This window comes from Bradyrhizobium sp. CB2312 (genome assembly GCF_029714425.1).
In the GTDB taxonomy this organism is placed as follows: Bacteria; Pseudomonadota; Alphaproteobacteria; order Rhizobiales; family Xanthobacteraceae; genus Bradyrhizobium.
Genome location: NZ_CP121668.1, coordinates 629,881 through 653,922, shown reverse-complemented (window position 1 = coordinate 653,922; position 24,042 = coordinate 629,881). Strand labels below are relative to the sequence as shown.

Sequence of the window (24,042 nt, the reverse complement as noted above, 5' to 3'; positions counted from 1 at the left end):
CGAACCCAAGTCCACCCCACCGCCACAGAGACGACGTGACGTCCTTTCTCGATCCCCTCATCTCCTTCGTCTCAGCCCATGCCTGGCTGGGCTATCTGACCCTGTTCCTGGCGGCGCTGCTCGAAGCCGTACCGGTGGTTGGATCAGTCATTCCCGGCTCGACCATCATCCTCGCCCTGAGCGCCCTGGTTCCGGGCGGCGAGCTGAAGCTGCAATGGGTTCTGCTGGCGGCCGCTGCCGGCGCCGTGCTGGGCGACGGCTCGGCCTACTGGATCGGGCACCGGCGCCAGCGCGAGATCCTCACCGCCTGGCCGCTGACCAATTACCCGCGGGTGGTCGCCGAGAGCGAAACCTTCTTCAAGCGCTTCGGCACCTGGGCCGTGTTCTTCGCCCGCTTCGTGCCGCCGATCCGCGCCTTCGTGCCGGTGACGGCGGGCGCGCTCGGAATGGCGCCGGCACGGTTTTATGCCGTGAATATCCCGGCGATCCTGGTCTGGGCCCCGGCGCATGTGCTGCCGGGCGTGCTGGCGGTGTCGGCCTTCCACCAATATTTCGGCGTGCCGCACCATGGGCATCCGTTCAAGCACATATGGATATTGACGGTGGTGGCGGTGGCGATCGTGGTGGGCATAGCGGTGTGGATCTATCGCCGGCGGAATGGTGCTGGCGCCGCGACGGTGAAGCCGCGGGGCTGATTACCTTTGACTGCTAACTGCGACGGAGGTGGGCTCCCTCCCCCGCTTGCGGGGGAGGGTTGGGGAGAGGGTGCTTCCCCAATCGAGAACCCCCAAGAGGAGAGAGCCCTCACCCGCGCCTTCGGCATAGCCGAGGCTCCGCCTCGGCGTCTCTTGAGAACGGCCGCCGAAGGGCGGCCTGTGCTCTCCCGCAAGCGGGAGAGGTTAAGACCCACTCCTCCTCCCCGGCGCAGGCCCGACATACCTTGCCCTTGGCCGGATCAACTTCCCGAACTGCAACTGCTCGCTCGCATGGGCGATCCAGCCGACGCTGCGGGCCATGGCGAACAAAGCGAGCTCGCTACCTGCGGGTAGCCGCAACGCGTGCACGAGCACGGCCAGCGCATAGTCGATATTCACGAGCTCGCCGGTCGCCTCGATGATCCGCTCAGGCACTTCGCGGGTGAATTTACGCGGCGCGCCGGCGCGGGCGAGTGCGTTCAGCAGCGATTGCGCGCGAGGATCGCCGCGCTTGTAGACGCCGTGGCCGAAGCCGGCAAAGCGCTCGCCGAGCGCAACGCGCTCGCGCACCATCGGCTCGACATCGCGGTCGATCAACGTCTTGACGAGCTGCGAGGCCAGCACGCCGGCACCGCCATGCCTGGGGCCTTTCAGCGCGGCAAGGCCTGCAATCACGGAATCATAGAGGTTGAGGCCGGTGGACGCCGCACAGCGCGCGGTGAAGGTCGAGGCGTTCAATTCGTGATCGGCGAGCAGCACCAGTGCGCGGCGGATCAAATCGCCCGCGTGCTTGTTGTCCGCCGCCCAGGCGCGTCCGACCTGCTGGTGCAGCGGCTCGGCTGACGGCTCGGCGTTGAGCATGGTCGCAACCAGCAGCCGAACGATACGTGCGCCGACCATGGCGCGGCCATCGGGGGCGCGGGTGAAGGCACGGGGATCGGCGCTGGCGGCAAGCGCCAGCACGGCGATGGCGCGGTCGATCGGCGCCGCCCGGCGCGCAGCTTGCGCGATCGCGCGCATCTCGTCGGAAATCTCCGGCTGATTGTCCGGCGCGAAGGGATCGACGTCGGAGACGTCCCAGAGCAGCGTTGCGGTGTGCTCCAGCGTGTCGTTCTCGGAGAGATCGACGCAGTTCACGCCGCGATAGATCGCGCCCTCCTCGGTGATGGTCGAGATCTCCGTGTCCATCACCGGCAGGTCGGCGTCGAAGCTGCGCAGGCCGCGCGGCTCGGGCGACGGCACCCGGCGCTCCTTGAGCGCGCGAACGTCCTCGGCGCGGTAGCGGTTTTTGCGCGAGTCCGGCGTCGGCTCGGAGCGGATCAGGCCGCGGCTGACATAGGCGTAGAGCGTGGCCGGCGAGATCGCGAGTTCGGCCGCGGCTTCCCGGGCGGAGAGGTAGAGCTCTTCGGAATTATTCATATTGATTTATGTAATCAAGATTGATCAATCTGTCGAGAGAGCCGATTTTCTCCTGGTGCAGTGCAAAGGAGATTGGGTCATGAACATCCACCTCACCAAAAGCCAGATCGGACTGGACGGCGTTCCCGCGGCCGAAACCGTGCTGAGCCACGTCGACGGCGAGCGCGGCGAACTGATCATCGCCGGCGAGCATGTCGGCCGCCTCGCCGCCAAATCGAGTTTCGAAGGCGTCACCGCCCGGCTCTGGAACGGCGCCAGCAAGACGACACTCACCGAAGCCAACGTGCGGGCGAGCCTGGGCGCGGCGCGCGAGCGGGCGTTCGCGCGGCTGGACGAGCTTTTGCCGGCGACGCGCGGCATGGGCATCATCGACGGGTTTCGCGCGGCGATCGCGGGGCTACGCGCCGAGCACGGGTTGGAGCATGAGGCGACCATCGTTGGCGCCTTTCCGGTGATCGCGGGCGCGCTGGTGCGGCGTGCGAAGGGGCTAGACCCGGTCGCGCCCGACGCGAACGTGAGCCACGCCGCCGATACGCTGCGCATGCTGCACGGGCGCTCGCCCGCGGCGCGCGAGGTGACCGCGCTGGACGCCTATCTCGTCACCGCGAGCGACCACGGCATGAACGCCTCGACTTTCACCGCGCGTGTCGTCGCTTCGACGCAGGCCGATCTGTTTGCCGCAGTGACCGCCGGCTATTGCGCGCTCACCGGCCCGCTGCATGGCGGCGCACCGGAGCCGGTGCTGGAAATGCTGGACGCGATCGGCTCGCGCGAGCGCATCCAGCCGTGGGTCGACGCGGCGCTGGCGCGCGGCGAGCGGATGATGGGCTTTGGTCACCGCGTCTATCGCGTGCGCGATCCGCGCGCCGACGTGCTCAAGACCGCGGTCGAGGCGCTCGCCTCCAACGGCACCGATTTGCCGTTTGCCGGCGAGGTCGAGGCCTATATCCGCGCAGCCCTGCGGAAGAAGAATCCGGAGCGACCGCTGGAGACGAATGTGGAGTTCTTCACTGCCATCCTGCTCGATGCGCTGGCGATCCCGCGGCAGGCCTTCACGCCGATCTTCGCGGTGGCGCGTAGCGCAGGCTGGACCGCGCATGCGCGCGAGCAGGCGCGGACCGGGCGGTTGATCCGGCCGAGCTCGTCCTATGTGGGGGAGATGCCGGAGGCGTAGCCCGGGTGGGCGGAGCTCTTCCCCCCTCCCCTTGTGGGAGAGGGTGGCTCGCCGCAAAGCGGCGAGACGGGTGAGGGGTCTCTACCCGCGCGCAAAACATTTGCGATGAAATCGCTGAGACAACCCCTCATCCGGCGCTTCGCGCCACCTTCTCCCACAAGGGGAGAAGGGAAGAAAAGCGAGCGCCCTACGCCTCGCGCACCACGGTCTTCAGATAATTATACGCCTTGATGATCTCGATCAGGCGATCCTCGGTCGAGCGGTCGCCGCCATTGGCGTCGGGGTGGTGCTGCTTGACCAGCGCCTTGTACTTGGTCTTGACGTCGGCGAGCGTGGCGTCGGGGCCGAGGCCCATGACCTGGAGCGCCTTGCGCTCGGCATTCATCACCTTGCGCGTCTCGGCCTTGGGCTGGGCCTCCGGACCCTTGCGCCAGCTGGCACGGCCGTTGATCTCGCTGAACATGCTGAACGGATCGAACGCACCATCGATCTCGGCTTCCGATCCCTTCTTGACGCCGCCATTGCCGCCCATCTTCCAGGTCGGACGGTGGCCGGTCAGCGCATCCTTCTGATAGCGCGCGACGGCGTCGGCGTTCATGCCGGAGAAGAAATTGTAGTTCTGGTTGTACTCGCGCACGTGGTCGAGGCAGAAGTGCCAATATTCGCGCTGGTTCTCGCGCCCCTTCGGCGCACGGTGCGAGCCCTTGTTCTGGCATCCGGCCCATTCGCAAGCGACCACGGTCTCGCGCGGCTTCGCTTGCGGCTGCTTGCCGCGCGGCTTGACGCGGATGGAGTCGAAGAACTTTGATGAATCGATCGGCATGGCTGACTTTGACTACGCAATGCAAAAACCTTCAAGTCTTGACATTGCAATTAGGACGAAACCCCGTAGCACTTCGGCGTTTTTGGAACGGCCGCCAGAGGCGGCCTATGGCATTGACGGAGTGCAATCGCGTCCCTTAATGGCACTCATGGTTATGAAAGACACTATCAGCAACAAGTTGCAGGAAGCTTTCACGCCGGAAAGCCTGCAGGTCGTCGACGAGTCACATCTGCATGAGGGCCACGCCGGTCATCGGCCGAGCGGCGAGACGCACTTTCGTGTTTATATCGTGTCGCAGGCCTTCAAAGGGAAGAGCCGGGTCGACCGCCACCGCATGATAAATTCGGCGCTGGCCGCGGAACTTTCCGGCAGCGTGCACGCGCTGGCGATCCACGCGCAGGCGCCGGGGGAAGGCTGAGGCTCTTCACCCTCGCCGGAAGGCCTCGCACACAATCGAAATGGTCGTCATGCCCTGGCTTGTCCCGGGCATCCACGTTCTTCGTTTGGGTATTAAGGCGTGGATGGCCGGGTCGAGCCCGGCCATGACGATGTGGGAGCTACAGTGCTTACAACTGCCGCGTCAAAACGACGTCCCCGCCCTTCTCGGCTTGGCCTCCTCCATCTCGGCCTCGCGCGGCACCGGTGAAATGCGGAGCGCAGTGATGCGGTTGCGTTCGCGGCGGAGGACGCGGAAACGGAAGCCGTGGAACGTAAAGCTCTGGCCGCGGTCGGGGATCGAGCGCGCCTCGTGAATGACGAGGCCGGCGACCGTGGTTGCCTCTTCATCGGGCAGACGCCAGTCCATGGCGCGGTTGAGATCGCGGATCGGCACCGAGCCGTCGACCACCACCGAACCATCGGGCTGGGCGCGCACGCCGGCGACGACGACGTCATGCTCGTCGGAGATGTCGCCGACGATCTCCTCCAAAATGTCTTCCAGCGTCACAAGACCTTCAACCTCGCCATACTCGTCGACGACCAGCGCGAAATGGGTCTTGCGGCGGCGGAAGGCTTTCAGCTGCTCGGAGACGGGGCGCATCTCCGGCACGAACCAGGGCGGCAGCGCGATGGTGGAGACGTCGATGCGCGAGGTGTCGCCGTCGGAGGCGCGGATCGCACGCAGGAGGTCCTTGGCGTGGAGCACGCCGATGATGTTTTCGGGCTTCTCGCGCCACAGCGGAATGCGGGTGTATTCGGTCGCCAGCACCTCGCGCACCAGCTCCTCCGGCGGCAGATCGGCATTGATCATCATCATCTCGGTGCGATGGATCATGACGTCGGAGACCTGGAGCTCGCGCAGATCGAGCAGGCCGCCGAGCATGTCGCGGTCCTGCTTCTCGACCTTGCCTTCGTGATGCAACAGGTCGACCGCGCCGCGCAGGCGCTCGGTCGGCGACAGGATCGCCTGGTGCTCGCCCGCAAGGCCGAACAGGCGCATCAGGACGCGCACGATGACTTCGACGATCCGCAGCAGCGGCCCCAGCACATACATGGTCAGCCGCATCGGGCGCGCGACAGCGAGCGCCATGCGGTCGGGCGCGTTGATCGCGATGGTCTTGGGCAGCACTTCCGCGAAAATCACGACCAGCGCGGTCATCACGCCGGTGGCATAGAGCACGCCGACATCGCCGAACCAGGCCGTGAAGATGCCGGTGGCAAGCGCTGACGCCCCGATATTGGCGATATTGTTGCCGAGCAGCAGCGCGCCGATCAGGCGCTCGCGCATGTCGAGCAGGTCCGAGACGACGTCCGCGTCGCGGTTACCCTGCTTGGAGAGCCTCAGCATGCTGGCGCGCGAGGCACCGGTCAGCGCGGTCTCGCTCGCGGCGAAGAAGCCCGAGACGAGCAGGCAGATGATGACGATGGTGAAGCCGAGCCAGTCCATGCATCACTCGAAATTCTTGTTCTGACGCGTTTTCTTTACGCGAACCGGTGTCCACTTCGCTCGAAAACGCTCTTCAGCGCATCAAGCCTTCTGCGCGAGCTTGTCCTTCAGGAAATCGCGCACCGGGGCCGGCTCGACATCCTTGGCGATGACGGCGCGCCCGACGGCCTCGAGCAGGATGAAGGTGAGCTTGCCGCGCTTGACCTTCTTGTCCTGCGCCATCAGCGCCATCAGCGCGTCGGCGTCGGCGAGCCCTTCCTGCGCGAAACCCGCGATGTCCTGCAAGCGCGTCGGCAGGCCCGCCTCGATCAGATGCCGCTCGACGCGTGCCGCCTCGATCTCGCCGATCATGCCGAGCTTCGCCGAGAACTGCGCCGCCAGCGTCATGCCGATGGCGACGCCCTCGCCATGGAACAGGCGATCGGAGAAACCGGTCGCCGCTTCCAGCGCGTGACCGAAGGTGTGGCCGAGATTGAGCAGCGCGCGCTCGCCGGTCTCGCGCTCGTCGCGCGAGACGACGCCGGCCTTGGCGCGGCAGGAGGTCGCGATCGCGTGCTCGCGTGCCGAGCCGCCCTTGAAGATGTCGGAATGGTTCTTTTCCAGCCAGGAGAAGAAGGCTTCATCCCCGAGCACGCCGTATTTGGCGACCTCGGCATAACCGGCGCGGAACTGGCGTGGCGACAGCGTGTCGAGCACGGCGGTGTCGGCAATGACCAGCACCGGCTGGTGGAAGGCGCCGAGCAAATTCTTGCCCTGCGGCGAGTTGATGCCGGTCTTCCCGCCGACGGAGGAATCGACCTGCGCCAGGAGCGAGGTCGGCACCTGCACGAAATCGACGCCCCGGCGCAGGATCGCCGCGGCAAAGCCGGCGAGATCACCGACCACGCCGCCGCCGAGCGCGATGACGAGATCGTTGCGCTCGATTTTTGCGGCGATCAGGGCTTCGCTGACCTTTTCGAGGCCCGCGTATGTCTTCGAGATCTCGCCTTCCTCGACCACGATGCGCGAGGTCGGGATGCCGCTCGCCGCGAGCGAAGCTTCGGTCGGCTCGAGCCAGTATTTTGCGACGGTGCGGTCCGTCACGATCGCGGTGCGGACGCCGGGGCGCAGGGCGGCGACGCGCTCGCCGAGCGAAGACAGCACGCCGCGGCCGATGACGATGTCATAGGCGCGGTCGCCGAGCGCGACGTCGACGTTGACAGGGTCGGAATGCTTCAGGGGCGCGGTCATCGTGCGGCACTCGCGACGTCGGCAGGTGGCGGGGCGGACTGCGCGCCGCAGAGATGGGCGTGCAACGTCTCGATGGTCTCCTCGACGATCTTGTCGTGCGGCACGTCGCGCGAGGCGATGGTGAGGTCGGCATTGCCGTAGATCGGCTCACGCTCGGTGAGCAGGCGCGTCACGGTTCCTTCGGGGTCGGCGGTCTGAAGCAGCGGACGGTCGGCGCGCCGGCGGACGCGGCGCATGATGACGTCGTGGTCGGCCTTGAGCCAGATCGAGACCGCCTTGGCCGCGATGCGCTTGCGCGTCTCCTCGCGCATGAAGGCACCGCCGCCGGTCGCAAGCACAACAGGGCCGCCGTCGAGCAGCCGCGCGATCACGCGCGCCTCGCCGTCGCGGAAATGCGGCTCGCCATGGCGCTCGAAGATCTCAGGTATGGTCATGCCGGCCGCCGCCTCGATCTCGGTGTCGGCGTCGATGAAGGGCAGCTTGAGCCTGAGAGCCATGCGGCGGCCGATGGTGGACTTGCCCACCCCCATCATGCCGACGAGCACGATCGAGCGCGCACCGAGCGCCGACAGGATGTCGGCCTCGGGGGACGCGGGAATCGGCAGGACGGCGTCGGACATGAATTTCGCTCAGGATCTCGCTCAATCTGCCGCCAAGGGCGGGGGGTTTGGCCACCTATACGACCCCGCAGGGGGCCTCGCCAGAGGACTCTTGCCACGAAACGGCGAACATGTTGGATGATTTCATTGGTTAATTCGCCACGCCTCGAGACCCTATCCCGATGCCCAGCCTGTTCCGCTTCCTGACGGTCGTCGCCGTGATCGCCGGCATCGTCTATGGCGTGGTGTTCGCGCTGGCGAACTTCGTCAGCCCCAAGTCGCGGGAAATGACCGTGACGATCTCGCCGGATAAGTTTCTCAAGAAATAGGAGCTAGCCTGACGGGCATGCGCGCCAAATCTTCTGTCAGCAAGCCCTCAGATGCCAAGCTCACCGGCCTGTTCCTCGACATGCTCGCGGCGGAACAAGGCGCCGGCCCCAATACGCTCGATGCCTACCGCCGCGACCTCACCGATCTCTCGGAGTTTTTGGGCCGGGTCGGCCATAGTTTTGCGGATGCGGAGACGCAAACGCTGCGCGACTATCTCGCCGACCTCGACACCCGCGGCTTCAAATCCACCAGCGTCGCCCGAAGGCTGTCGGCGATGCGGCATCTCTACCGCTTCCTGCTGAACGAGCGGATCCGGGGCGACGATCCCGCCGCGATCCTGTCCGGCCCCAAGCGCGGCCGCGGCCTGCCGAAGGTGCTCTCGATCTCCGATGTCGACCGCATGCTCCGCCGCGCCAAGGAATTGAGCGAGGCGGCAGAGGCCTCGCCTTCGAAACGACTGCGGAGCTTACGGCTCTACTGCCTGCTGGAAGTGCTCTACGCCACGGGCCTGCGCGTCTCCGAGCTGGTGGCGCTGCCGCGCTCGGCGGCCAAGCGCGACGCCCGCATGATCGTGGTGCGCGGCAAGGGCAACAAGGAACGCCTGGTGCCGCTCAACGAAGCCTCGCGGCAGGCGATGGCGGATTATCTCAGCGCGACGGAAGCCGCCAAGGAAAACAACAAGGGCGAGAAGAAAGACAGCCTCGCCGCCGCGAAATGGCTATTCCCTTCCTTCGGCGAGAGCGGGCACCTGACGCGCCAGCATTTTGCCCGCGATTTGAAGGAGCTCGCGGTTGCCTCGGGGCTGCAGGCCCGGCTGGTCTCCCCGCACGTGCTGCGCCATGCCTTCGCCAGCCACCTGCTCCACAACGGCGCCGATTTGCGCATCGTGCAGACGCTGCTCGGCCATACCGACATCTCGACCACCCAGATCTACACCCATGTGGTCGAGGAGCGGCTGAAGAGCCTGGTGCGCGATCTGCATCCGCTGGCGGAGAGGTAAGCCGCGAGCGCGTAGCCTGAGCGTAGCGAAATCCGGGATTCTCCCCTCGTGGAGAGATCTTCCCGGATTGCGCTGCGCTCCATCCAGGCTACGGGTAACAGCCGAAACCGCCTTGACTTCGGCCACATCTCCGCAGAAAGAGCCGGGGCCTTTCGAATGATCTGGCGCGCTTCTTAGAGCGCACAGGTCAAGCCCTTGAAGAAGCTACACTTCTCTCATCGAGCCCAAATCCGCTTCGCCGCTTCGCCCGATCCTTCCTATATTGAGTTGATGCCAGACCAGATGCGCAGCTATCTCGACTTCGAAAAGCCCGTCGCCGAGCTCGACTCCAAGGTCGACGAGCTCAGGACGCTGGCGGCCTCCGGCACCGACATCGCCGAGGAGATCGGGCGGATCGAGGACAAGGCGGCGCAGGCACTGGCCGACCTCTATCTGAACCTGACGCCGTGGCAGAAGACGCTGGTTGCGCGGCATCCGCAGCGGCCGCATTTCAACGACTTCATCAAGGGCCTGATCACCGAATTCACCCCGCTCGCCGGCGACCGCAAATTCGGCGAGGACGAGGCGCTGGTCGCCGGCTTCGGCCGCTTCCGCGGCGAGCCGATCTGCGTGATGGGCCAGGAAAAGGGCGATTCCACCGACAGCCGCATCCGGCACAATTTCGGCATGGCGCGCCCCGAAGGCTATCGCAAATGCGTGCGGCTGATGGAGATGGCCGAGCGGTTCGGCCTGCCCGTGCTGTCGCTGGCCGATTCCGCCGGCGCCTATCCCGGCATCGGCGCCGAGGAGCGGGGACAGGCCGAGGCGATCGCGCGCTCGACCGATGCGTGCCTGGCGCTCACCGTGCCGAACGTCGCGATCATCACCGGCGAGGGCATGTCGGGCGGCGCCATCGCCATCACCACCGCCAACAAGGTGTTGATGCTGGAACACGCGATCTACAGCGTGATCTCGCCGGAGGCCGCCTCCTCCATCCTCTGGCGCGACGGCACCAAGGCGCAGGAAGCCGCCAACAACATGAAGATCACCGCCCAGGACATGCTCCGCTTCGGGGTGATCGACCAGATCCTGAAGGAGCCGGTCGGCGGCGCCCATCGCGACCCCGCCGCCATGATCGCAACCACGGGCGAGGCCATCGCCAAGGCGTTCGACGAGCTGCGCGGCATGGACGGCGACGCCATCCGCAAGCAGCGGCGGCAGAAATTCCTCGATATCGGCCGGAAACTGGGCTGATTCGCTGCGATTCCGGTGCCGTAGGGTGGGCAAAGCGAAGCGTGCCCACCATTCCCCACCGTACTAACAGCTCGTGGGCACGGCGCTTCGCGCCTTTGCCCACCCTACGGGACCTCCCCCAGCCGTCCCCGGTAACCCCGCGTTAACCCTTTTTTTGCCCAAATCGGCGATCTCTGTACCGTTTTGGCCGAAAGGCCCAAGTACGGCCCAAAGTTGCGTCCATTTAGTCTCTGTTGACCATGCCACTGGGCCAACGGCCTCGTGATCCCGGCTCGGGTTGCGACCACATGACCCAGAGGTTAGAATTTTAATGAATGGCTTCAGGCATAAGCGCTGGAGCGTGGTCTGAACGAGCCCGTTTCGGCGGGTCGGTTTCCGCTCGGATCATGCGCCAAAGGAAGTGGGGTTCGCGCTCTCTGCCCGGCACGGTGTGGGGTCCATCTTGATTTCTCGTTCGCTTGCTCGCGCGCTCTTGGCTTCGGTTGCGCTGATGACGGCCGGCGTCCTGCTGACCGGCTGCGATACCGACCAGGTCTCGCTCGCGACCAATGCCAAGGCCAACCAGCCGGTGCCGCCAAAGCTTCTCGCCGCGATGGTCGAGAAGAACATGGACCTGCAATCGCCGATCCTGGTCCGCCTGTTCAAGCAGGAGGCCGAGCTCGAGGTCTGGAAGCAGACTCGCAACGGCCAGTTCGCGCTGCTCAAGACCTATCCGATCTGCCGCTGGTCGGGCGATCTCGGCCCCAAGGTGCGCGAAGGCGACCGCCAGGCGCCGGAAGGATTTTATTCGATCAATCCGAGCCAGATGAATCCGCAGTCGGCGTACTACCTGTCCTTCAACACGGGTTACCCGAACGCGTTCGACAAGGCGCTGGGCCGCACCGGCTCGCAGTTGATGGTGCACGGCGATTGCTCCTCGCGCGGCTGCTACGCGATGACCGACGAGCAGATCGCGGAGATCTATTCGCTCGGGCGCGAATCCTTCTTCGGCGGCCAGAAGGCGTTCCAGCTGCAGGCCTATCCGTTCAAGATGACGCCGGTGAACATGGCTAAGCACCGGAACAATCCGAACATGCCGTTCTGGAAGATGATCAAGGAAGGCTATGATCATTTCGAGGTGACGCGGCAGGAGCCGAAGGTCGATTTCTGCGAGACGAAGTACGTCTTCGACGCGGCCAAGCCGGCCGACGCCAAGCGCGATCCGGTGTTCGACGCCTCCGCAAAATGCCCGGCCTATGTGATCCCCGAGGAAATCGCCAGCGCTGTGCGCGAGAAGCAGCAGCAGGACGAGGCCGCCTACGCCAAGCTCGTCGCCAAGGGCACGCCGATGGCGCGCATGAACACCGGCATCGACGGCGGCATGAACAAGATCTTCGCCTCCAAGATTCCGGAGGGATCGACCGGCCTGTCCGAGAGCGCCGAAGGCTCGACCCTGGAAATGCTGGCGATGGCGAAGGCGCCGGGCACGATCCCGGGCCACGTCAATCCGCCCAAGCCGAATCTCGATGCCGTCGCCACCGCTCCCGCGAGCCAGGAGCCGGTCGTCGCCGTCAGCGCACCCGCGACCAACACCCGCGTTGCCTCGGCTCAGCCGGCCGAGAAATCCCAGGAAAAATCCCAAGAGAAATCCCAAGGCGGCTTCTTCTCGAATCTCGGCCGCAAGATGGGCCTCGGCACCGCCGACACCACGGCGACGACGACGCCTCCGCCGCAAGCCACCGCGTCCGCCGCTCCGGCCGCGAGCACCACGACGGCGCCGACCGCAGCGTCCCGGCTGAAGGCCGCAGTGACTCGCTTCGTGCCGGGCCACGACAAGTCCAAGGACGCAGCGAAGGACGCGCCGAAGCCGACGGTCGCCGCCGCCAAGCCCGCCGAGGCGCCGAAGCCGCAGCAGCCCGACACCCGCCTCGCCCAGACGCGCCCGGCGCTAAAGCCGTCGGTGGGCGATGGTGCGAGCGAGCAGATGGCCGGCGCAGCGCCCGTGGTGTCGTCGAACTCGTTCGACAGCCGCTTTGGGGCGGTGAAGTAAGGCGCTCGGCTTAGTCTCTCCGATCCATCTAAGCCCGACGCTGTCATTCCCCGCCACCGGGTCTCGCCTTCGGCGAGCCCGATGACAGGCTCCGGCGGGGAATCCAGTATTCCAGAGGCGGCTGTGATTGAACCGAGAAGCCGCGGCGTACTGGATGCCCCGCCCCCGTGCGCAATTGCGCGCTAGGCGGGGCATGACAGTTTAGGTCGAGGCGAGAGCAGCGCCCTTCAGCGACACAAGTCCCTACGGCGCCAGATACCGCATCAGCTCCGGATTGCCCCTCACCTCGCCCGCCGCGCCTTGCAGCGCGACTCTTCCGCGGTCCAGCACATAGGCGTAGTCGGCAACACGCAGCGCGAGGTCGAGGTGCTGCTCGACGATGATGACGGCGATCTCTTTGGCGAGCGCGATCAGGCGTTCGGTGATCTCCTCGATCACGCCGATCCAGACGCCCTCGGTGGGTTCGTCCAATAACAACAGTTTGGGATCACCTAACATGGCGCGGCCGATGGCGAGCATCTTGCGCTCGCCGCCGGAGAGCGTGCCGGCGGGCTGGTCGAGGCGCTGGCCGAGCTTGGGGAAGATGGTGAGCACGCGATCGACCGCGGTGGCATCCTTCTTCGCGAGCGATCCGACGGCAAGGTTGTCGCGCACCGACAGGCGCGCGAACACCGAATGCTCCTGCGGGACGTAGCCGATGCCGGCGCGGACGCGCTCCTGGGTCGCGCGCCGGCTGATATCGCGGCCGTCGAAGGCGACCTCGCCCTTCCACGCCGGCAATTCGCCGACGATGGTCTTCATCAGCGTGGTCTTGCCGGCGCCGTTGCGGCCGAGCACGGCGACGCCGCCGCGCCAGGGGATGCCGAGGGTGACGTCGAACAGGACCTGACTGCGGCCGTAGCCGGTATCGAGGTGCTTGATGTCCAAAAATTCAGGCACGGCGCAGATAGATCTCCTGGACGGATGTGTTGGCCTGGATCTCAGACACGGTGCCCGAGGCCAGCACCTTGCCCTGGTCGAGCACGGTCAACCGATCACAGATGTCGCGGATGAAATCGAGGTCGTGCTCGACGATGACGAGCGAGCAATGCTTTTTGATCGGCTGAAGCAGTTCGCCGGTCACGCGGCGCTCCTCGAGGCTCATGCCGCCGGTCGGCTCGTCCAGCAGCAGCAGCTTCGGCTTGCCCGCGAGCGCCATCGCGATCTCCAGCCATTGCTGCTGGCCGTGCGACAGTGCCGCTGCCGCATCGAAGGCGCGGTTCGCCAGCCGAAACTGCGTCAGCATGGTCATGACCTGGTCATGCAGCGCGCCGCGGGTACGCGAGAACACGAGGTCGAACAGCGACGACTGCGCCTGCAGCGCGAGCAGGATGTTGTCGTAAAGGGTCAGCGAGGGTAGCACGCTGGTGATCTGGAATTTCAGGCTCATGCCGGCGCGGGCGCGCTCCGTCGGCGTGAACGCCGTGATGTCGGTGTTGACGAAGGAGACTTTTCCCTGCGTCGGCACCTCGGCGCCCGCAATGCACTTCATCAGCGTGCTCTTGCCGGAACCGTTCGGGCCGATCAGACCGTGAAACTCGTTCTCACCCACGGTGAGCGCGGCGCCGTCGAGCGCGGTGAGCTTGCCGAAGACTTTTTTGATGCCGGCAGCTTCAAGGAGCATTGCGCTTCTCCTTGACGCTGTCCTTGGGCTTGGCACCAAAGCTGCCGACCCGCTCGCGCTCGCCGAGCACGAAGCTGATCAGACCGAGCGGCCGGAACAGGATCACCAGCAGCAACAGCATGCCCAGAATGATCGGCCAGATGTCGCGATAATTGTCCGAGAGCCAGAAGCTGACGCCCTCGACGATGACAGTGCCGATGACGGCGCCGATCAGCGTGCCGGAGCCGCCGAACAGGACGTAGAGCACCACTTGCGTGGAGACGACGACGCCGACCATGTTGGGCCAGACAAAGCCCTCGTGGAAAGCATAGAGGCTGCCGGCGAGGCCTGCGATCGCGCCGCCGATCGCGAAGATGATCGCCTTAAGATGCTGCGCCTTGTAGCCGAAGAAGGCAATGCGCTGCTCGTTCTCGCGCAAGCCCGCGAGCGCGAGGCCAAACTGCGAGCGCACCAGGAAGCGGCAGAGCAGGTAAACCACGACGAGGATGCCGAGCACGAGATAATAGAAGGCCGGCCCCTCCGTGAATTCGTAGCCACTGATCGACATTGGCGCGATGGAGGGGATGCCGTTCTGGCCCCCGAGATAGTACCAGCCGCGCGCAAGGCGATCGGCGGCGTAGGAGCCGGTGAGCGTGCCGAGCGACGCGAAGATCACGCTGGAGGGGTGCCGTCCCAGCAGCAGGAAGCCGCCAAGCAACAGTGCGAAGGTGAGGCCGATCAGCGTGCCCGCGGGCAGCACCAGGAAGATGTTGGTGATGTCGAGGTCGCGCGCCAGCAGCGCCACGCCATAGCCAGCCGAGCCGAAGAACAGGGCCTGCCCGAAGCTCATGATGCCGGCATAACCCCAGACCAGATCGAACGACAGCGCGAACAGCGCAAGGATGATCACGCGCGTCGCGAACACCGTGAGATAGTCCTGCAGCACCAGCGGCGCGATCAGCGCGGCGACGAGCACCACGCCCTCCACGATCGGCAGGATCTTTCGCGCGGTTACTCGCTCCGATGAAGCGCGTTCGATCACCGGAACATTTGACTCGCCGCTGACATCGACTTGAACCGCCTGCTTAGCTGCACCCATGGATTTCAGCATTCCGAATTTAAGCACCTTGTGCTGGTCCTTGCACCTCTCCCCAGCGGGGAGAGGTGAAGGACGGACCGCCTCAGCATTCCTTGGGATCGACCAGACCCTCGCTGCGCGCGACGATCTCGTAGTTCCCGCCCTTGGCGACCGCCGTGTACATCTTCATCTTGCAGTGCCGCTTGCCCGGTACCATTTCGGCCGGTCCCCCGGGACCTTCGGCGATCTTGGCGTGGTCGAGCGCGGCTGCGACCGACTCGCGATCGATCTTGCCGGCTTCCTTCACCGCGGCTTCCCACAGCTTCAGGCCGCGGTAGGTGCCGGTCGCGGCGCTGCCGGCCGCGAACAGGAAGTTGCCCGGAAAATCCTTCTCATAGGCCGCCTGGATCTTGGCGTCGAACGGGTTCTCCTTGGTCAGCACCTTGAAATAGTCGAGACAGCTCGCGAGGCCCTCGATCTCGTTGGCCTGATTGATGTTGAGCGTGTTCTCGTCATAGTAGACGCAGGCGAGGCGCCCGCCGTTCTTGAGGAAGCCGGCCTCATAGAGCTGCTTGAAGAAGGGGCCGACACCCGGCGGGATGACGGTGTTGAAGACGACATCGACCTTGTTGGAGACGATGCGGTTGACCGTCGCGGAGAAATCGACCTGGTCGAGCGGATAGTATTCCTCGAACACGACCTCGCCGCCGTTCGATTCAATCACCTTGCGGGCATAGACGTTGAGCGTGTGCGGCCAGACATAGTTGGCGCTCGGCAGCGCAAATTTCTTGCCGCCGTTCTTGATCAGCCAGGGGATGAACTCGTCGCATTGCTGAGCCGGCGTCGGTCCGGTGCAGAACAGATAGGGTGTGCATTCCTTGCCCTCGTAGAGCTGCGGATAGATGTAGAGCGTCTTGCCGCGCGCCACGATCGGGTCCTTGATCGCATTGCGCATCGACGAGGTGATGCCGCCCAGCACCATGTCGACCTTGTCGCGCTGGATCAGCTTGCGGACGTTGCCGACGGCGACGGATTCGTTGGAGGCGGTGTCCTCGATATAGAGCTCGAGCGGACGACCGAGCAGACCGCCGGCCGCGTTGATCTCCTTGATCACCATCTTTGCGACATTTGCATCGGCATTGCCGGCATAGGCGATGGGACCGGTGAGATCGGTCGCGATACCGACCTTGATCGGAGCTTCCGCGGCATTGGCCCAGGGCGCCGGGATCACCCAGCTGCCGACGCCGGTTGCGACCGCGCCGGAGGTAAAGGCGAAATTGGAGAGGAAGCGACGGCGTGAGAGCTGAGTACGATCGAACATGACTAAACCCCTTTTCCAGCGATGAGGCCCTGTGGCCGGAATTTGATGAAAACAATGGCGAGAACGAAGACGAGGACGTCGGCGACGACGGGCGCCATGAGCCAGGGCAGCGCGGCGCTGAGGGTGCCGATGACGCCGGCACCGGCGACCGGCCCGATGAAGGAGCCGACACCGCCGACCATCACCGCGACGAAGCCCTGGATCAGGAAGCGCAGGCCGAGATCGGCGTAGAGGCTGAACACCGGCACGATCAGCGCACCGGCGAGACCGGCGAGCGCGGAGCCGAAGGCGAACGTGGCGCCGTACATCAGCGGCGTGGATATGCCGGAGGCGCGCGCCAGCGACGGATTTTCCAGTGTCGCGCGCATGCGCAGGCCAAAGCTGGTGCGCGACAGCAGGAGGTAGCAGCCCGCCATCACCAGCACCGTGATGACGATGATGGTGAAGCGCCAGGCCGAGATGTGGATCGTGCCGAAATCGATGGAGCCGCCGATCGGCTCGGGCACGGTGAGATAGAAGCCGCCGATCAGGCCGCGCACGGCTTCGCGGATGATGAGACCGAGCGCGTAGGTGCCGAGCATCGCCACGATCGGCGCGGCGTAGAAGCGGCGGATGATCAGCGCCTCCAGCACGAAACCGAGCGCGCCGACCACAAAGGGCGCCGCGACCATGCCGGCCCAGATCGGCAGGCCCTTGGCATAGGCGAGATAGGTGATGTAGGCCCCGAGCAGGACGAACTCGCCCTGCGCGAAGTTGAAGATGCCCATCATGCTGGCGATGATCCCGAGCCCCAGCACGATCAGGACGATGATCGCGCCGAAGCTCAGGATTTCGAACGCCGCGACGAACGCATTAGCCATGCCGTGCCGTTCCGTCCGCCTGTGTCAACGCCTTGCTCACATCTTCTTCCAGTCGCCGATCTGCTCGAAGGCATGGGCGGCACGATAGATGGTGGATTCCTCGAACATGCGGCCGACCAGCATCAGGCCGATCGGCAGGCCGTCGACCATGCCGCAGGGCAGCGACATCGCGGGGTGGTGGGTGATGTCGAACGGCGCGGTGTTCGAGATCATCTCGAGCGCGCGCGCAACGTACTCCTCGCGGCTGGCATTGGGCTCCGGCAGCTTGGCCGCCTTCATCGGCGTGGTCGGCATCAGCAGCAGATCATAATCGCCGAACGCCTTGTCGTAGGCGGCGGTCAACCGGCGGGAGATGTTGAGCGCCTTGCCGTAGAAGCGCGGACCGAAATTGTTGTTGATGTAGGTGCCGAGCATCATGAACAACTTCGTCGTCTCCGACAGGGAGTCTGCCTGCCGGCGCCAGCCACGATGAAAATCCATCAGCGAGGTCGAATAGAGATCGCCGCGGCTGAGGCCGTAGCCGTCGCCGAACATCATGGTCTGGGTCAGACCTTCGGTACCGATCGGGGTCCAGATCGCGCCACCCAGGAGGTGCATCGGGATCGACACGGTCTCTACCGTGGCGCCCAAATCCTTGAAGCGCTTTGCCGCCTCGCGCACGCTCTCATTCACCGCGGCCTCTGCGACCGGCTGCTCAAAGCCTTCCTTGACTATGCCGATCTTCATGCCCTTGACGCCCTGGCCGAGTGCTTTGGTGTATTCCTCAACCTTCGGCGCCTTGATGCGGGGATCGTAGCCATCATCGCCGGCGAGCACTTCGAGCAGCAGCGCGTTGTCGGCGACCGTCGCGGTCATCGGGCCGGTATGATCGACATAGATCTCGATCGGCATGATCCCGGTATAGGGCACGAGGCCCCAGGTCGGCTTCATGCCGTAGATGCCGCAGAACGAGGACGGCATGCGGATCGAGCCGCCCTGGTCGCCGCCGATCGCCATGTCGACCTCGCCGAGCGCAACCACGACGCCCGAACCCGACGACGAGCCGCCGGCCGAGTAACCCATCTTGTGCGGATTATGCACCGGCCCGTAGGAGCCGGTGTGGCTGCCGCCGGACAGGCAGAAGTGCTCGCAATGCACCTTGCCCTTGATCTCGGCGCCGGCATCCAGCATGCGCGTGACGATGGTGGCGTCGAAATCGGGCACATAGCCTTCCAAGGTCGACGAGCCGTTGGTCATGGGAACGCCGGCCAGCATGATGTTGTCCTTCAAGGCAACCGTCTTGCCCTTGAGCTTGCCACTGGCGGCACCCTTCACGGTCGACTTGCGATACCAGGCATTGCGAGGGTTCTCCTCGGCCGAGGGCCTGTAGCCGGGCGTGCGCGGGTATTTCACCTCGGGCACCTCGTCGGGCATGGCGGCAACGAGATTGTAGGCCTCGATCGAGCCCTGCATCAGGCCGCGGAACGAGGCGACGTCGTCGTCGGTCAGCGAAAGACCGCACTGCTCGGCGACACTGCGAAGCTGGGCTGGCGTGGGAAGGACAACTGTCACGGCGCTCTCCTGAAGTTTCTTGCAACGAACGTTGGGCGCGGCCGCCCCCGGCGCGACGCACGCTCCACCGGCCTCGCCAAAACATTCAAAACGGAAATATTTTCCTTTTCAAGTATTAATTGGCGCAGCGCGCCCGGCGAATTGACTGCGTCAGTCAGACCGGCTTGATCAGCTTGAAGTCGAGACCATCGGCCTCGGCGAGATGCATCGGCATCCGCACATGCCCGTTGCGGATGGCGACCTGCCCGCGGGCGCCGCCGTAGACGATATTGCGGCCGGCTGCGAGCATGGGCCCCATCGCCAATGAGCCGGCCTTGTTGGCGACCGCTTCGAGAAAACGCAGGCCTTCGTAGCCGGACTGCCCGACCGAACCGATCGGCGGCGCATTCGGTCCGAACATCGCGCGATAGCGGCTCTGGAAGTCGTCATTGGCGCGCGCGCCGGTGCCGGTGAAATAGCCCGAGGCGCAGAACATGTTCTCGCTGTTGTCCGCGCCGATGCCGAGCAGCACCGTCTCGTCCATGGCGCCCGCAAGCCGCAGCGTGGTGGCGCCGAGGCCGCATTCGCCGAAGGCGCGATTGAAGGTGCTGCTGTCCGTGCCGATCAGCGAGATCAGCACCACGTCAGGCCGCGCGGCGCGAATGCGCGCCAGATGCGGCTCGTGATTGTCCTCGCCGAGGGGGACGAACTCCTCGCCGACGACGTGGCCGCCGGTTTCCCTGATGTAGTTCTTCACGGCACGGTGCGATTGCCAGGGCCAGACATAATCGCTGCCGATCAGGTACCAGCGCTTTGCTTTCTTGACATCCGCCAGCCAGTGGATCGATGGCCGGCTCTGCCAGCGCGGCGTCTCGCCGATCGCCATCACGCCCGGCGTGCGCTCGCCGCCTTCATAGACCGGCGTGTAGATGTAGGGGATGCGATGCCGCGTGGTGACGTCGCGCAAGGCGACGCGGACCGCGCTGGTGTGCAAGCCCACGATGAGATCGATCTCGTCGAACGCGATCGCCTGCTCGGCGCGGTTCAGCACTTCATCCAGCGGTCCGCCAGCGTCGTAGACGGAAAACTCGATCTCGCGGCCGAGGATGCCGCCGCGCTTGTTGATCTCGGCGACGGCGAGCTGCGCGCTGTTGGTCGCACAAGGCCCCCACACTCCAGGCGAGCCGGTGCAGCAGATGAAGCCGCCGATGCGCAGCTTGTTGGCGCGGCGTCGCCGGAAGACCATGTGATCGCTCGGCGACAACGCACCGTCAGCCGCCGATGACGACAGATTCCTGAACAGCAAGGACGGCGGCAACGCCGGGCCGCCGTGAGCCGGGAAGTTTACCGTCGCGCGCACGCCAACTCCTGTCTGGGACCAGACCTGAAAGCACGTTCTGCGGGCGGCCGCGGCTTCCGCCCTTTTGTTGGGCAATCATCCTATTTTGAAAATATTGAATATTCAACAATTGAAGTGCATATAGATGCAGCATTGATTGCAAGACATTCACTCATTTGGGTCAAGACGAAGTCTTAGCCGTGGCAAAACCGTCGAAAGAAAACTCCCCGATCACCGAACACCTCGCCTACCTGCTCGCGCAAGCCAACCGGGAGATCAACCGGCAGCTGGAACTGCGCTTGAGCAAAGAGGGCGTTCCCGTCGAGCAATGGCGCATCCTGAAAGTTCTCTCCGATGGCAACGGCCATTCGATGGGCGATCTCGCCGATGCCGTGCTGCTCAACCATCCGACGCTGACCAAGATGATCGACCGCATGGTCTCCGACACGCTGGTCTATCGCGTGCAGGACCCGAACGACCGCCGCAAGGTGCTGATGTTCATCTCCGACCGCGGCAAGGTGCTGTGCAAGAAGCTCAACTCGCTCGCGGTGGATCAGGAGGAGCACATCCTGGAGAGCTACGGCGACAAGTCCACGAGCGAATTGAAGCGGCTCCTGGAGAGCTTGATCGACAGCTCGAATTGAAGGGCGGCTAGCGAGCTCCCTCAACGTCCCGGACGAGCGAGCGCAGTACGCACCACACACTCGCCGTCATCGCCCGCCTAAAGCATGATCAGGAAAAGTGCGCAGCGGTTTTCCGAAAAGATCATGCGCAAACAATAACCTAAAGCGCGATGACGATTCATCCTGATCTCATCGCGCTTTAGTGCGCAATTGCGCACAGGGGCGGGCGATCCAGTATTCCAGAGACTGATGTGATAGAACCGAGAGGCCGCGGCGTACTGGGTCGCCCGGTCAAGCCGGGCGACGACAGCGGGAATTGAGGCGCGAGCTTCGCGCCTCATGTTTCAAGCCTTACGCATACCGCCCGTGGCAGTGCTTGTACTTCTTGCCACTGCCGCAGGGGCAGTCCTCGTTGCGGCCGACCTTGCCCCAGCTGGCCGGGTTCTTCGGGTCGCGCAGCGCCGCGTCGGTCGCCTGCGGAGCGAGGGTGACGCTGGCGAGGGCCATTTCGTCTTCGCCGGTGTTCGGGTCGAACTTGTGCGCTTCCATCGCCGGTAGGATGGGGGCTTCCTGCTCCGGCGGGACGATCTCGACGCGCATCAGCTGCGCCGTGACGGCCTCGCGCAGATGCGCGCTCATCTCCTGGAAGAGGTTGAAGGCCTCGGTCTTGTACTCCTGCAACGGATCGCGCTGGCCGTAGCCGCGGAGGCCAATGACCTGCCGCAGATGGTCGAGCATGATCAGGTGCTCGCGCCAGAGATGGTCGAGAGTCTGCAAGAGGATGGTCTTCTCGACGTAACGCATCACGTCGGGGCCCCATTGCGCGACCTTGGCGGCCATGTGCTCGTCGGCCTTGGTCTCGATGCGGGTCAGCAGCTCCTCGTCCGCGATGCCTTCTTCCTTGGCCCAGTCGTCGACCGGCAGGTCGAGATCGAGCACGCGCTTCAATTCGTCCTTCAGGCCGGCGACGTCCCACTGCTCGGCATAGGCATGCTCAGGCACGTGCTTGGCGACGAGGTCGTCGATGAAGGCATGGCGCATGTCGGTGACGGTCTCGGCGACGCTGTCGTCCTTCATCAGGTCGACGCGCTGGTCGAAGATCACCTTGCGCTGGTCGTTCTGGACGTTGTCGAACTTGAGGAGATTCTTGCGGATGTCGAAGTTGCGCGCCTCGACCTTCTGCTGCGCCTTCTCGAGCGCCTTGTTGATCCAGGGATGGATGATCGCCTCGCCCTCCTGCAGGCCGAGACGCTGCAGCATGCTGTCGAGACGGTCCGAGCCGAAGATGCGCATCAGATCGTCTTCCAGCGACAGGAAGAACTTTGAGCGGCCGGGGTCGCCCTGACGGCCGGAACGGCCGCGGAGCTGGTTGTCGATGCGGCGGGATTCATGGCGCTCGGAGCCGATGATGTAGAGGCCGCCGGGCTTCTTCACGGTCTTGGCGGGCTTTGAGCCCTTCGCCGGCTCGACCTCGACGGTCTCCTCGGCCTTCAGCACGATGCCGCGGAAGTGCTCGATGTCGGCCTTGATCTGCTCGATCTTCTTGGCCTTCTCGGCCTCGTCGGTGATGCCGGCCGTCTCCTGCTGGAGGCGCATCTCGAGCGAGCCACCGAGCTTGATGTCGGTACCGCGGCCGGCCATGTTGGTCGCGATCGTGATCGCGCCGGGCACGCCTGCTTCCGCGACGATATAGGCTTCCTGCTCGTGGAAGCGCGCGTTCAGCACCGCGAACAGCTTTGCCGGCTTGCCGGCGCGGGCGGCGGCATAGAGCTTGTCGAGCGCATGCTCCTTGCCGAAGTCGATCTGCTTGTAGCCGTTCTGCTTCAGGAATTCGGCGAGCACTTCCGACTTCTCGATCGATGCCGTGCCGACAAGCACCGGCTGCAGCCGCGAATTCGCGCGCTCGATCTCGGCGAGGATGGCCTGGTATTTTTCCTTCTGCGTGCGATAGACCTCGTCGTCCTCGTCGAGACGCGCAATCGACAGGTTGGTCGGGATCTCCACGACCTCGAGCTTGTAGATGTCGAACAATTCGTCCGCTTCGGTCGCGGCCGTACCGGTCATGCCGGCCAGCTTCTCGTACATGCGGAAGTAGTTCTGGAAGGTGATCGAGGCCAGCGTCTGGTTCTCGGGCTGGACCTGGACGTGCTCTTTGGCTTCCAGCGCCTGGTGCAGGCCTTCCGAATAGCGGCGGCCCGGCATCATGCGGCCGGTGAACTCGTCGATGATGACGACCTCGTTGTCTCGGACGATGTAGTCCTTGTCGCGCGTGAACAGCGTGTGGGCGCGCAGCGCCTGGTTGATGTGGTGCACAACCGAGACGTTCTCGACGTCGTAGAGCGACTCGCCCTTGAGCTGGCCGGCATCGCGCAGCAGCGTCTCGATCTTTTCCATGCCGGCTTCGGTCAGCGTCACCGTGCGCTGCTTCTCGTCGACCTCGAAATCGGTCTTGTCGAGCTTGGGCAGGAAGCCGTCGATGGTGTTGTAGAAGTCGGAGCGGTCGTCGAGCGGGCCGGAGATGATCAGCGGCGTGCGCGCCTCGTCGATCAGGATGGAGTCGACCTCGTCGACGATGGCGAAGAAGTGCGGCCGCTGGACCATGTCCTCGAGCCGGTACTTCATGTTGTCGCGCAGATAGTCGAAGCCGTATTCGTTGTTGGTGCCGTAGGTGATGTCGCAGGCATAGGCCGCCTTGCGCTCGGCATCGTCCAGGCCATGCACGATCACGCCGGTGGTCAGGCCGAGGAAGCCGTAGATCTGGCCCATCCAGCCGGAGTCGCGGCGGGCGAGGTAGTCGTTGACGGTGACGACGTGGACGCCCTTGCCGGCGAGCGCGTTGAGATAGACCGCGAGCGTTGCCACCAGCGTCTTGCCTTCGCCGGTCTTCATCTCGGCGATGTCGCCCTCGTGCAGCACCATGCCGCCGATCAGCTGGACGTCGAAATGGCGCTGGCCGAGCGTGCGCTTGGCCGCCTCGCGCACGGTGGCGAAGGCGGGGACGAGGAGGTCGTCGAGCGTCTTGCCCTCGGCGAGCTGCTTCTTGAACTCGGCGGTGCGGGCCTTGAGGGCCTCGTCGGAAAGCTTCGAGACTTCGGGCTCCAGCGCGTTGATCGCGTTGACGCGGGACTGGTATCCCTTCACCCGCCTGTCGTTGGAGGAGCCGAAAAACTTGCGGGCGAGCGCGCCGATCATGACCAGTTCCTGTGTTCGCGATTTAACCGCGTGGCAGCCA

At 64.8% G+C, this 24,042-nt stretch carries 21 protein-coding genes; 8 read left to right on the top strand and 13 right to left on the bottom strand.

Going from position 1 to position 24,042, the window contains the following annotated elements; translation table 11 throughout:
• The first annotated feature begins 35 nt into the window (after positions 1-35).
• Positions 36-695, top strand: coding sequence for a DedA family protein (locus QA642_RS03095; protein ID WP_283083340.1), 660 nt, complete (start codon positions 36-38; stop codon positions 693-695).
• Positions 696-899: 204 nt separating this feature from the next.
• Here QA642_RS03095 and QA642_RS03090 read toward each other — a convergent pair whose 3' ends face one another.
• Positions 900-2,114: a citrate synthase family protein gene (locus QA642_RS03090; RefSeq protein ID WP_283083339.1), complete on the bottom strand. Its 1,215-nt coding sequence runs from the start codon at positions 2,112-2,114 to the stop codon at positions 900-902.
• Positions 2,115-2,193: 79 nt separating this feature from the next.
• Between QA642_RS03090 and QA642_RS03085 the strand changes: the two genes are divergently transcribed.
• Positions 2,194-3,288: a citrate synthase/methylcitrate synthase gene (locus QA642_RS03085; RefSeq protein ID WP_283083338.1), complete on the top strand. Its 1,095-nt coding sequence runs from the start codon at positions 2,194-2,196 to the stop codon at positions 3,286-3,288.
• Between the two features lie 187 nt (positions 3,289-3,475).
• Here QA642_RS03085 and QA642_RS03080 read toward each other — a convergent pair whose 3' ends face one another.
• Positions 3,476-4,111: a DnaJ domain-containing protein gene (locus QA642_RS03080; RefSeq protein WP_283083337.1), complete on the bottom strand. Its 636-nt coding sequence runs from the start codon at positions 4,109-4,111 to the stop codon at positions 3,476-3,478.
• 139 nt (positions 4,112-4,250) lie between these two features.
• Between QA642_RS03080 and QA642_RS03075 the strand changes: the two genes are divergently transcribed.
• Positions 4,251-4,529 carry a BolA family protein gene (locus tag QA642_RS03075; RefSeq protein WP_283087141.1) on the top strand — a complete coding sequence of 93 codons (279 nt, stop codon included), beginning with the start codon at positions 4,251-4,253 and terminating at the stop codon, positions 4,527-4,529.
• Between the two features lie 162 nt (positions 4,530-4,691).
• Here the strand turns inward: QA642_RS03075 and QA642_RS03070 are convergent, their stop codons facing one another.
• The 3 genes from QA642_RS03070 to QA642_RS03060 form a co-directional block, all read right to left on the bottom strand.
• The gene (locus QA642_RS03070; RefSeq protein ID WP_283083336.1) at positions 4,692-5,996 is read right to left on the bottom strand and encodes an HlyC/CorC family transporter; all 1,305 of its coding nucleotides are present in this window, start codon (positions 5,994-5,996) and stop codon (positions 4,692-4,694) included.
• An 81-nt stretch (positions 5,997-6,077) separates the two neighbouring features.
• Positions 6,078-7,226: a 3-dehydroquinate synthase gene (gene aroB, locus QA642_RS03065; protein ID WP_283083335.1), complete on the bottom strand. Its 1,149-nt coding sequence runs from the start codon at positions 7,224-7,226 to the stop codon at positions 6,078-6,080.
• Complete coding sequence (locus tag QA642_RS03060) at positions 7,223-7,846, bottom strand: shikimate kinase (RefSeq protein ID WP_283083334.1); 624 nt, start codon at positions 7,844-7,846, stop codon at positions 7,223-7,225. Before QA642_RS03060 ends, aroB begins: the two co-directional genes overlap by 4 nt.
• Positions 7,847-8,007: 161 nt before the next feature.
• Between QA642_RS03060 and QA642_RS03055 the strand changes: the two genes are divergently transcribed.
• From QA642_RS03055 to QA642_RS03040, 4 genes are all read left to right on the top strand, one after another.
• The gene (locus QA642_RS03055) at positions 8,008-8,154 is read left to right on the top strand and encodes a histidine kinase (RefSeq protein WP_283083333.1); all 147 of its coding nucleotides are present in this window, start codon (positions 8,008-8,010) and stop codon (positions 8,152-8,154) included.
• A 17-nt stretch (positions 8,155-8,171) separates the two neighbouring features.
• Positions 8,172-9,155 (top strand): site-specific tyrosine recombinase XerD, encoded by a 984-nt coding sequence (gene xerD / locus QA642_RS03050; RefSeq protein ID WP_283083332.1) that lies wholly within the window; start codon positions 8,172-8,174, stop codon positions 9,153-9,155.
• Between the two features lie 270 nt (positions 9,156-9,425).
• Complete coding sequence (locus QA642_RS03045; protein WP_283083331.1) at positions 9,426-10,388, top strand: acetyl-CoA carboxylase carboxyltransferase subunit alpha; 963 nt, start codon at positions 9,426-9,428, stop codon at positions 10,386-10,388.
• A gap of 490 nt (positions 10,389-10,878) precedes the next feature.
• Positions 10,879-12,417 (top strand): murein L,D-transpeptidase family protein, encoded by a 1,539-nt coding sequence (locus tag QA642_RS03040; RefSeq protein ID WP_283083330.1) that lies wholly within the window; start codon positions 10,879-10,881, stop codon positions 12,415-12,417.
• A gap of 243 nt (positions 12,418-12,660) precedes the next feature.
• Here the strand turns inward: QA642_RS03040 and QA642_RS03035 are convergent, their stop codons facing one another.
• The 7 genes from QA642_RS03035 to QA642_RS03005 form a co-directional block, all read right to left on the bottom strand.
• Positions 12,661-13,356 (bottom strand): ABC transporter ATP-binding protein, encoded by a 696-nt coding sequence (locus QA642_RS03035; protein ID WP_283083329.1) that lies wholly within the window; start codon positions 13,354-13,356, stop codon positions 12,661-12,663.
• Positions 13,349-14,080, bottom strand: a complete 732-nt coding sequence (locus QA642_RS03030) for an ABC transporter ATP-binding protein (protein WP_283083328.1) — start codon at positions 14,078-14,080, stop codon at positions 13,349-13,351. Before QA642_RS03030 ends, QA642_RS03035 begins: the two co-directional genes overlap by 8 nt.
• On the bottom strand, positions 14,070-15,170 hold the full coding sequence (locus QA642_RS03025) for a branched-chain amino acid ABC transporter permease (RefSeq protein WP_283083327.1): 1,101 nt from the start codon (positions 15,168-15,170) through the stop codon (positions 14,070-14,072). Before QA642_RS03025 ends, QA642_RS03030 begins: the two co-directional genes overlap by 11 nt.
• A gap of 70 nt (positions 15,171-15,240) precedes the next feature.
• Positions 15,241-16,458 carry a substrate-binding protein gene (locus QA642_RS03020; protein WP_283083326.1) on the bottom strand — a complete coding sequence of 406 codons (1,218 nt, stop codon included), beginning with the start codon at positions 16,456-16,458 and terminating at the stop codon, positions 15,241-15,243.
• A 2-nt stretch (positions 16,459-16,460) separates the two neighbouring features.
• The gene (locus tag QA642_RS03015; RefSeq protein ID WP_283083325.1) at positions 16,461-17,318 is read right to left on the bottom strand and encodes a branched-chain amino acid ABC transporter permease; all 858 of its coding nucleotides are present in this window, start codon (positions 17,316-17,318) and stop codon (positions 16,461-16,463) included.
• 36 nt (positions 17,319-17,354) lie between these two features.
• The gene (locus QA642_RS03010) at positions 17,355-18,869 is read right to left on the bottom strand and encodes an amidase (RefSeq protein WP_283083324.1); all 1,515 of its coding nucleotides are present in this window, start codon (positions 18,867-18,869) and stop codon (positions 17,355-17,357) included.
• A 154-nt stretch (positions 18,870-19,023) separates the two neighbouring features.
• Complete coding sequence (locus QA642_RS03005) at positions 19,024-20,208, bottom strand: substrate-binding domain-containing protein (RefSeq protein ID WP_283083323.1); 1,185 nt, start codon at positions 20,206-20,208, stop codon at positions 19,024-19,026.
• A gap of 179 nt (positions 20,209-20,387) precedes the next feature.
• On the opposite strand from QA642_RS03005, the gene QA642_RS03000 reads away from it, so the two are divergent.
• On the top strand, positions 20,388-20,831 hold the full coding sequence (locus tag QA642_RS03000; protein WP_283083322.1) for a MarR family transcriptional regulator: 444 nt from the start codon (positions 20,388-20,390) through the stop codon (positions 20,829-20,831).
• Positions 20,832-21,161: 330 nt separating this feature from the next.
• Here QA642_RS03000 and secA read toward each other — a convergent pair whose 3' ends face one another.
• Positions 21,162-24,002, bottom strand: coding sequence for a preprotein translocase subunit SecA (gene secA / locus QA642_RS02995; RefSeq protein ID WP_283083321.1), 2,841 nt, complete (start codon positions 24,000-24,002; stop codon positions 21,162-21,164).
• Positions 24,003-24,042 lie beyond the last annotated feature (40 nt).